Genomic DNA, 9011 nt, shown 5'->3' with positions numbered 1-9011 from the left:
GCACCCTCTTCCGGTACTTCACCTACCGGTTCCTCGTCTTCCGGACTCCGCAGGAGGCAACATCGTGATCCTCTCCCTTCTCGCCGGCCGCCCCTTCGAGACCGACCCGGCTCCCGGCCCCCTTCTCACTCCCGCCCCCGACCAGGCACCGGCACCCGCGCCCGGCGTCCCGAACCGCGAGGTGCTCGACCCGGACGTCGTCGACCAGGCGCAGAACGCCGCAGGCGTCGACTGGGCGTCGATCGTCGGATACTCCGGGCTGGTCGCCGTCGCGCTCGCTCTCACACTGATCGCCGTCACGACCCTGTGGTGGATGCTCTACGCCTGGCGCTCGAAGAGCACCTACGACAGCACGGCGTTCTCGGTCGAGCCGCAGGCTCCTCGACACACCTTCACGCTCCTCGTCCCCGGCCGGCACGAGGAGGAGGTGATGGGCCAGACTCTCGACGCCCTCGCAGCGCAGACGCATCCCGACGTGCAGATCATCGCGATCGTCGGAGACGACGACCCGGGCACGACCGCCGTGGTCCGTGCTGCCGCCGCTCGGCACCCCGACCGGATCGAGGTCGTCGTCGACGACAGCGTGCCCAAGAACAAGCCCAAGGCGCTCAACCGCGCGCTCCCCCTTGCCGCAGGCGACATCGTCGGCGTCTTCGATGCCGAGGACGAGGTGCACCCCGAACTCCTCCGCCACATCGATTCACGGTTCACCGAATCCGGTGCGACGGTCGTGCAGGGCGGAGTGCAGCTCATGAACTTCCGCACGACCTGGTGGTCTCTGCGCAACGTCCTCGAGTACTACTTCTGGTTCCGCTCCCGCCTGCACTTCCACGCCGGCGCCAAGTTCATCCCGCTCGGCGGCAACACGGTGTTCGTGAAGCGCGACGCGCTGGTGCGCAACGACGGCTGGGACGCCGAATGCCTCGCCGAGGACTGCGAGCTCGGCGTGCGGCTGTCGAGCCAGGGCGAGAAGGTCGTCGTCGCCTACAGCCCGGAGTTCGTCACCAAGGAGGAGACCCCCGGCACGCTGAAGTCCTTCTACAAGCAGCGCACCCGCTGGAACCAGGGGTTCCTGCAGGTGCTGCGCAAGGGCGAGTGGCGCTCGCTGCCCACCCGCGGCCAGAGGCTCTTCGCCCGATACATGCTCGCCATGCCGTTCCTGCAGGCGGCGACGGGTCTGCTGATCCCCCTGTCGATCTTCCTGATCCTCGTGGTCAAGGTGCCAACGGCGGTCGCGCTCCTGACGTTCATCCCGCTCGCCCCGACGCTCGTGACCGTGGCGGTGGAGATCGCCGGCATCGGCGAGTTCGGGCGGCTGTACGGCCAGAAGGTGCGCGTGATCGATTACGTGCGGCTCGTGCTCGGCACGATCCCCTTCCAGGTGCTCCTCGCCGGGGCGGCGATCCGTGCGGTGTTCCGCGAGCTCCGCGGTGAGCGCGGATGGGAGAAGACCGAGCACACCGGCGCCCATCGCGAGGAGGCCGCGCCGACGGCTGCGGCACGCGTCCTCGAGGAGGTGGCGGCATGACCACGATGCTGGATCGCCCGCTCCCGGTCGAGTCCGGGGATTCCACGCACGCGCCGACGCCTTCCGGTCCGTCCCTGAGCGACCGCGCCCGCCGCGCCGGCAGCTGGCTTCGTGACCGCAGCCATGCGCTGGTGTGGCTCATCCCCGTGCTCGCGGTGAGCGCGATCGTGAACTTCCTCAACGTCGGCGGCGCTCCGCAGCGGATCGACGACGAGGGGACCTACACCGCGCAGGCCTGGGCCGTGACCCACCTCGGCGAGCTTGCGCACTACACGTACTGGTACGACCATCCCCCGCTGGGCTGGCTGCAGATCGCCGGATACACGCAGCTGACCGGCGCCTTCGAGCGCTGGGACATCGCTGTCCTCGCCGGGCGCGAGGCCGTGCTCGTCGCCTCGTTGATCTCGGTCGTCCTCGTGTGGATGCTGACGCGGCGGCTCGGGATGACCCGCCCGGCGTCTGCGATCGCCGCGCTGATCTTCGCGATCTCGCCGCTCGCGGTGCAGTTCCACCGCACCGTCTACCTCGACAACGTCGCGATGCCGTGGCTGCTGCTCGCGTTCGTTCTCGCGATGAACCGCCGCGGCCAGCTCGCCGCATTCGCGGGCTCTGCCCTCGCGTTCGGCATCGCGGTGCTGACGAAGGAGACCTTCCTGCTCGCGCTGCCCTTCCTCATCTGGGTGATGCTGCGCTCCGCCCGCCGGGAGACGCGTCGCTACACGCTCTCGGTCGCATCCAGCATCCTCGTACTGATCGGAGGCAGCTACCTGCTCCTCGCCGCCGTCAAGGGCGAGCTGTTCAGCGGCGCCGGCCGGGTGAGCCTCATGGACGGCATCACTTTCCAACTCGGCTCCCGAGAGGGCAGCGGCTCGATCTTCGATCCGGACTCGCTCATCAACCGGACCCTCGGGATGTGGTGGCAGCTCGACCCGGTGTTCATCGTCCTGAGCCTGCTCGCCGCGATTGCCGCGGTGTTCATGCCGCGGTTCCGCCCCCACGCGGTGCTGCTGCTGACCCTGACCGCGTTCATGTTCCGTCCGGGCGGCTATCTTCCGGTGCCGTACGTGATCATGCTGATCCCCTTCGGGGCCGTCCTCGTCGCAGGCGTCGCGGATGCCGCGATCGCCCGGATCCGCCGGAAGGGCTCATCGCGCCGCGGACTCGCCTTCGCGGCGGTCGGCGTGACCGCGATCGGCGCGGTCGTCGCGGTCCCGCTGTGGACCACGCAGCTGCGCGGCTTCGTGCTCGCCGATCTCGACCAGCCGTTGCGGGACGCGCAGGAGTGGCTCATCGAGAATGCCGGCACCGACCAGCGTGTGATCGTCGACGACGCCATGTGGGTCGACCTCGTGAAGGCGGGCTGGGACCGCGACAACGTGATCTGGTACTACAAGCTCGACACCGATCCCGCCGTGCAGGCGCAGTCGCCGAACGGCTGGCGCGACGCCGACTACGTCGTCACGACCGACTCCATGCGCACGTTCCCCGGCGCGTTCCCGCAGGTGCAGGAGGCGATCGACAACTCGGTCGTCGTCGCGACCTTCGGGTCGGGGACGCAGGCGGTCGACGTGCGTCGTGTCACCATCGACGGCGCCGAGCAGGCGGAGATCACGGCCGAGGATGCGGCGGAGAACCGTGCGGCGCTCGGCACCGAGCTCGCGTCGAATCCCGAGGTGGAGCTCTCGGACGCCGACCGGGACCGCTTGATCGCGGGGCAGGTCGATGCCCGCATCATCGCCGTTCTCGCCACTCTGGCCGGATCGGGATCCGTGACCGTCTCCGGCTTCCCGATCGTCGACGGCGAGGACGGTCAGACGTTCCGCCAGCTTGCCCTGTCGGAGATCGACGGCGCGCCGACCGTCGTGGACGGTGCACCGAGCGCCGCGGCGCAGTCGTTCGTCGATGCGCTCACCGGCGCCTACGCGCCATCCGACGTGGCGGTCGACGGCGACGATCTCGTCCTCCGCTTCCCGATCTCCCTGAGGGCCACCCTGCCCTGAACCCGCATGACCCCCACTGAAAGGAGCACATCATGAACACCTCACGATTCCCGCACCTGAAGGCGACACTCTCGACCGGCGCCGTCGCGCTGCTCGTCTCCGTCGCGGCTCCGCTGTCCGCGTCGGCTGCGGACTCGGCCCCCGCCGCGAACCCGGCACCCGCCGCCGTGGGCGCCGACGCCGGCTGGCTGCGCCTCGGCCACCTCTCCCCCGACACCAAGTCCGTGGACGTGCGTGTCGCAGCCGTGAGCGGCGGCTCCACCCTGTTCGAGCTGGACGGCGTCAGCTACGGTGACGTCTCCACGTACCAGGAGCTCCCCGCCGGCACCTACACCGTCAGCATGGTGCCCGCCGGAGCGTCCGACTCCAGCGCGCCGGTGATCTCAGAGACCGTCACGGTCGACTCCGGTACGGCGACGACCGTCGCCGCGTACGGCCCGACGAAGGACCTGCAGGTGCGCGCCTTCGACGACGACCTCACGGAGCCCGCGGCCGGTTCCGCCCGCATCCGTCTGATCCAGGCGTCGACGCTCACCCCGGAGGTGGACGTCACGACCGCGCAGGGCGATGCGATCGCCCGCGACGCGAAGGCCGGGTCCGCCACGGGCTACGCCGAGATCCCCGCAGGCGACTGGTCCCTCGATCTGACCGGCGAGGGCGTATCCGACACGGCCGACGTCTCGGTCGCGGCAGGCAGCGTCACGACGCTGTTCGTGCTCGACACCTCGAGCGGCGGACTGACGATCCTGCCGATCCTCGACAGCGCATCCGTAGGAGACGTCCCCGACGGCGGCGTCGACACCGGCGGCGGCTTCCTCGCCTCCGCCTCCGCGGGCGGCGATGCGGCTGACGCCGCGCCTGCGGGGCCGGCGAAGCGCCTGGGAGGGGTCCTCTGATGCGTCGCGCCGCACTGATCGGCATCGCTGCGGGCGCCGCGGTCGTCACGGCCGGCGCCGCGGTGCTCGCCGTGGGCCTGACATCGTCCGACCACGGCCCGCCAGAGTCGGGTCCTCAGCCGTCATCCACGCCGCTCCCGGTCGGAGGGTCAGATGCTCCCGACCTCGACGCCGCCGCATTGGCATCCGACTTCCTCGACGACTGGGTCGAGGACGGACGCGTCGTCCGGCACGACCAGGGCGGGGACACCGTGAGCGAAGGACAGGCGTACGGCCTGTTCGCGGCGCTCATCGCCGACGACGAGCAGAGCTTCGACGAGGTCTGGACCTGGACCCAGGAGGAGCTCGTGCGCCCGGACGGCCTGATGGCCTGGCGGTGGGACGACGGCGCGGTCGTCGACGACGAACCGGCGTCCGACGCCGATCTCGACGCGGCCAGGGCCCTTGTCCTCGCGGGCGACCGGTTCGGCCGCGACGACCTGCGAGCTGACGGCGTCGAGCTCGCGACCGTGATCGCGGATCGCATGACGACCGTCACCGCGCAGGGGCGCATCCTGCTGCCCGGCCTGTGGGCGGCGGACCGCGAACCGTACGCATACAACCCCAGCTACGCATCCCCCGTCGCCTACGAGGTGCTCGGCGCCGCGACGGGCGACCCGCGCTGGGCCGAGCTCCAGCAGGGCAGCGGCGCCGTCACCGCCGACATCCTCGAGGCGACCGACCTCCCGCCGGACTGGGCGCAGATCCACGTCGACGGGCTCATCGAGCCGATGCCCGGTCCGCTCGGAGGGGGCGATCCGGTGCAGTACGCGTTCGACGCGCCGCGTCTGATGCTGCGCTACGCGGAGTCCTGCACGCCGACGGACGTCGCGCTGGCGGCGATGCCGTGGCAGACGCTCGAGCGCGAGGACGAGCTCCCGGCCCGTCTCGACCTCGGTGGCGGCCCGCTCGTGCAGGAGCAGTCCGCCTTCGGCTACACCGCTCGGGCGGCGGCGGCTCATGCGGCAGGCGACAGCCTCGCCGCGACGGTCGATCTCGAGCGCGCAGCTCGGCTCACGGTCGACTATCCGACGTACTACGGCTCGGCCTGGCTAGTGCTCGCCACGGCCATGCTCACCGACGACTCCCTCGGTGGGTGCGGGGCGAGCGCATCATGACCATGCGGATCGGCGGCGGCGGCGTGCGCGCGCTAGGAGCGGCGGGGGCCCTGGTTCTCGCACTGTTCCTGGCGGCGTGCGGCGCCGCCGCCGGTCCCGCCGCCGACGCCTCGTCGTCGGCACGACCGGACGGCTTCTCCGCCGGGGGTCTGCAGGATCCCTCCGTCCCGGCCGAGCCCGCGGGCGATGCCGTGCCGACGCACGTGCGGATCCCGGCGATCGGCGTCGACTCGGGCCTCGAGGATCTCGCGCTCGATCCCACCGGACGTCTCGGCGCTCCCGTCGACTACGACCTGGCGGGCTGGTACGCGGACGGAGTGGTGCCCGGGGCCGTCGGTCCCGCGATCATCGCCGGTCACGTGGACTCCCCCAGCGCGCCGGCCGTCTTCGCGCAGATCGGCGCGCTGACGGCGGGAGACGAGATCGTCGTCACCCTCTCCGACGGTTCCGACCTCACCTTCGCGGTGAGCGGATCGATCCAGTCGGCCAAGGCCGAGTTCCCCACCGACTCCGTGTACAGCAACGTCCCGACCCCCGAGCTCCGTCTCATCACCTGCGGCGGCGTGTTCGACGCCTCCACCGGCCACTATCTCGACAACCTCATCGTCTTCGCGGAACTCCGCGCCTGACCCGAAAGGCCCAGCCATGAACGAGACGCTCGTCATCATCCCCACCTTCAACGAGATCGAGAACCTCGAGTCGATCGTGGGGCGCGTGCTGGCGTCCGTCGACGCCGACATCCTCGTCGTGGACGATGCCTCGCCGGACGGCACGGGCGAGCTCGCCGACGACCTCGCCGCCAGGCATCCCGAGGTGCATGTGCTGCACCGCGAGGTGAAGGACGGGTTGGGCGGCGCGTACCTCGCGGGCTTCGCGTGGGGTCTGGAGCACGACTACTGGGCCCTCGTCGAGATGGACGCCGACGGGTCGCATCGTCCTGAGGAGCTGCCGCGGCTAGTGGAACAGCTCATCGACCACGATCTGGTGCTCGGATCGCGCTGGGTTCCCGGGGGGAAGGTCGTCAACTGGCCCCGCCGTCGGGAACTCCTCAGCCGCGGCGGGAACCTGTACGCGCGGCTCGCGCTGGGCATCGACGTGCGCGACTCGACCGGCGGCTATCGCGTGTTCAGCGCCGCGGCGCTGCGCCGCATCGACCTCCTGCACGTGGCCTCGCAGGGCTACTGCTTCCAGGTCGACCTGCTGTGGCGTGCGCTCGAGCGCGGCCTGCGCGTGGTCGAGGTCCCCATCACGTTCGTCGAGCGCGAGCACGGCGAGTCCAAGATGAGCGGGTCGATCGTGGCCGAGTCGCTCTCGCTCGTCACCTGGTGGGGCCTGCGGCGCCGGCTGACCGCCATCGCGCTGTTCCTGCGCCACGGTCGACGTCTGCGGTCGGTCCGCGCGCTCTCGCACCGGATGCTGCCGCCGGTGCGCCCCTGATCCGCCGCGACTGCGGGATCCGCACGACTACGGTGGGCCCTGCCGGGATCGAACCGACGACACGAACCGGAGATTCAAGCAGTCGGCGGATGTGGTTGGTAGCGCGCGGCACGCCTAAACCGTGTCTAACTCGCAACGATCAATCCATCGCGCAAGGATGCTCAGTGTAGCCAACTGCTCAAGCGCCTCTTGCCGCGGCAATTCGTCGGTGGAGTGTGTGGCCGGGTTGCGAATCGCGGCGAAGACGCCCTGAGCCATGTTTAGGATTCCGACGCGCATCGTCTTCACGTTCAGATCATCGTTGTTGCCCGGCCAGCGCAAGCGGGGCTTGCCTTCTTGAGGAGAGGCAAGCGAGAACGCCTGAGCGACAAGATCACTGTCTCCGAGTTCATAGCGTCCGGTCCGATCCTTTACATAGCCACTGAGAGCCGTTGCTGCCCTCTGGACAGCGTCGGAGTAATGACCCGAGTCCCAGCGCTTGTAGGCCGCATCCCAGATCAAGGAGTGCAGGGCATCGGCCGGCATCGTCGGTGCTTTGCTCCCGAGGATCGCTTGCGTCTCTGCCTCAGTGCGCAGCTTTCCGAGCGCGTACTCCATCTGTCGAATACCGGCGCCGACCCAGTAGTCGTCGTTGTACATGGAGGGGCTGAGAATCTCCGGAAGAGAGCTGGTCCCCTGCACGTGGCTGAGCACGCGACGAGTCTGGTCCTCCCGCTCCTGCAGCCGCACGAAGAGCGGCGACTCGGGATTAACAGCGTTGGATCCCCGGCCGGCGGCCCTCCGGGCCGTCTCGATCCACCACTCCAGCACCTGAATCGCGCGATCTGTGTCCACCTTCGCAGACTATCGAGTGGTCGCGCCGGATTGATTAAAGCTTCATCCTTACGTCGGCGCAAGGCTCTGAGGACAGCACTAAGCACTGCGAGAAGCTTGCCCGCGCGAATGATGCCCGCATGATGAAGATCGGAACTCTGACTTGACTGCTCGTTCGAAGCTGCTTCGATGGGGTCGCGAGTAGAAAGTCACGCAACTCAGGTCGCGTCACCTTCGACTCTCGCGAGCAGATTTCACTGGGACGTGGTGTCCTCGTTGGGACTATGAACTGTCGGGCTATCCGTCCTCGGCAGAGTTCAGACGGCTCGCGTGGTGCGTTGCAACTTTGGCATGGATCAGCATGTAGTTGTCGACGCGCTTGCAAGATTTCTAGGTCGCGCCGACCGCTGTAGACGTGTCCTTCGAACGTCTGAGAAGGTGGCCGCATGGCAAAGAACATCGCTCAGCAAGCAGCCTTCATCATTCTCGACGCGGCGGTCGCCCATGGGGCGGAGTCGAGCACCGGCAGCCCCATGAACCTCGCCATCCGCCGTCTGAACGATGTCCCCGGAATGGTTACGGTGACTGACGTTGGTACTTCCAGGACCGTGGACGTATCCCCGATCGTGAATGCTTCGATCGTTTCAACTTATGTCCTCGCATTCTGGCTCGCGCAGCAGCGAGGAGTGCCGATCGAGGAGGTGTTCGCTGAATTGCGGGACACACACGAAGGCCTCTGGGATGAGTAGCGCAAACTATCTACTGTGAGCAAGGCCCGGCGACTAGCACCATCCGCGATGGCGAGCGATCTGCGACTCGGGGCCCACGGGACCGCCAGCTGAATGTTGTCACACTCTGACCCGCGCGATCTCTTAACTTTCTAGTGGGCCCTGCCGGGATCGAACCGACGACATCCACGGTGGAGTCCGGACGGTTCGCCACCATCACCAGCATCCGCGACCGGATCGCATCATGACCGCCTGCGACAACAGCGACCACGACGGCGCACAGGTACCCGCAATCGTCCGCATCGAGGTCGAGGGTGCCCGCCCGATGGAGCGATGCCTGTGGTGCGCGGAGGGCGCGTCGACGGCGCTGATGCGCGCGGGCGTCAGCTTCGCAGTGACAGCGCACGAGTGGGTGTGACAGCACCCGCATAGCTTTACACCGCCAGCGAGCG

The 9011-nt window shown here is 68.7% G+C and carries 9 protein-coding genes; 8 read left to right on the top strand and 1 reads right to left on the bottom strand.

Annotation, left to right across the window (positions count from 1 at the left end):
• The 6 genes from MRBLMX7_RS18500 to MRBLMX7_RS18475 all read left to right on the top strand — a co-directional run.
• A partial coding sequence (locus MRBLMX7_RS18500) for a glycosyltransferase family 2 protein (RefSeq protein ID WP_363370744.1) occupies positions 1–1528 on the top strand: 1528 nt, incomplete at its 5' end.
• Entirely contained in the window at positions 1525–3528 is a 2004-nt protein-coding gene (locus tag MRBLMX7_RS18495) for an ArnT family glycosyltransferase (protein WP_363370743.1), read from the top strand. The genes MRBLMX7_RS18500 and MRBLMX7_RS18495, both read left to right, overlap by 4 nt.
• A gap of 32 nt (positions 3529–3560) precedes the next feature.
• A complete protein-coding gene (locus MRBLMX7_RS18490) occupies positions 3561–4424 on the top strand; it encodes a DUF4397 domain-containing protein (RefSeq protein WP_363370741.1) in 864 nt (287 codons plus the stop codon).
• Entirely contained in the window at positions 4424–5581 is a 1158-nt protein-coding gene (locus MRBLMX7_RS18485; protein ID WP_363370739.1) for a glycosyl hydrolase family 8, read from the top strand. The genes MRBLMX7_RS18490 and MRBLMX7_RS18485 overlap by 1 nt, the downstream gene beginning before the upstream one ends.
• Positions 5578–6210, top strand: coding sequence for a class F sortase (locus tag MRBLMX7_RS18480; protein WP_363370737.1), 633 nt, complete (start codon positions 5578–5580; stop codon positions 6208–6210). Before MRBLMX7_RS18485 ends, MRBLMX7_RS18480 begins: the two co-directional genes overlap by 4 nt.
• A 16-nt stretch (positions 6211–6226) precedes the next feature.
• Complete coding sequence (locus MRBLMX7_RS18475; protein ID WP_363370735.1) at positions 6227–7018, top strand: polyprenol monophosphomannose synthase; 792 nt, start codon at positions 6227–6229, stop codon at positions 7016–7018.
• 114 nt (positions 7019–7132) lie between these two features.
• On the opposite strand, the gene MRBLMX7_RS18470 is transcribed toward MRBLMX7_RS18475, so the two are convergent.
• Positions 7133–7852: a TIGR02391 family protein gene (locus tag MRBLMX7_RS18470; protein ID WP_363370733.1), complete on the bottom strand. Its 720-nt coding sequence runs from the start codon at positions 7850–7852 to the stop codon at positions 7133–7135.
• 425 nt (positions 7853–8277) lie between these two features.
• On the opposite strand from MRBLMX7_RS18470, the gene MRBLMX7_RS18465 reads away from it, so the two are divergent.
• Together MRBLMX7_RS18465 and MRBLMX7_RS18460 are read left to right on the top strand one after the other, a co-directional pair.
• A complete protein-coding gene (locus MRBLMX7_RS18465) occupies positions 8278–8580 on the top strand; it encodes a hypothetical protein (protein ID WP_363370731.1) in 303 nt (100 codons plus the stop codon).
• Between the two features lie 223 nt (positions 8581–8803).
• On the top strand, positions 8804–8977 hold the full coding sequence (locus MRBLMX7_RS18460; RefSeq protein ID WP_363370729.1) for a hypothetical protein: 174 nt from the start codon (positions 8804–8806) through the stop codon (positions 8975–8977).
• The last annotated feature ends 34 nt before the right edge of the window (positions 8978–9011 follow it).

It is taken from the genome of Microbacterium sp. LMX7-1.2, assembly GCF_040675935.1.
Classification (GTDB): Bacteria; Actinomycetota; Actinomycetes; order Actinomycetales; family Microbacteriaceae; genus Microbacterium.
The sequence above is the reverse complement of the archived record's forward strand: the minus strand, read 5'-3'. Positions and strand labels throughout refer to the sequence as shown.

What these genes read in the sequence shown, in the direction of transcription:
- MRBLMX7_RS18495 (WP_363370743.1), top strand. Translation starts at nt 1,525, where the DNA reads ATGACCACGATGCTGGATCGCCCGCTCCCGGTCGAGTCCGGGGATTCC.
- MRBLMX7_RS18490 (WP_363370741.1), top strand. Translation starts at nt 3,561, where the DNA reads ATGAACACCTCACGATTCCCGCACCTGAAGGCGACACTCTCGACCGGC.
- MRBLMX7_RS18485 (WP_363370739.1), top strand. Translation starts at nt 4,424, where the DNA reads ATGCGTCGCGCCGCACTGATCGGCATCGCTGCGGGCGCCGCGGTCGTC.
- MRBLMX7_RS18480 (WP_363370737.1), top strand. Translation starts at nt 5,578, where the DNA reads ATGACCATGCGGATCGGCGGCGGCGGCGTGCGCGCGCTAGGAGCGGCG.
- MRBLMX7_RS18475 (WP_363370735.1), top strand. Translation starts at nt 6,227, where the DNA reads ATGAACGAGACGCTCGTCATCATCCCCACCTTCAACGAGATCGAGAAC.
- MRBLMX7_RS18465 (WP_363370731.1), top strand. Translation starts at nt 8,278, where the DNA reads ATGGCAAAGAACATCGCTCAGCAAGCAGCCTTCATCATTCTCGACGCG.
- MRBLMX7_RS18460 (WP_363370729.1), top strand. Translation starts at nt 8,804, where the DNA reads ATGACCGCCTGCGACAACAGCGACCACGACGGCGCACAGGTACCCGCA.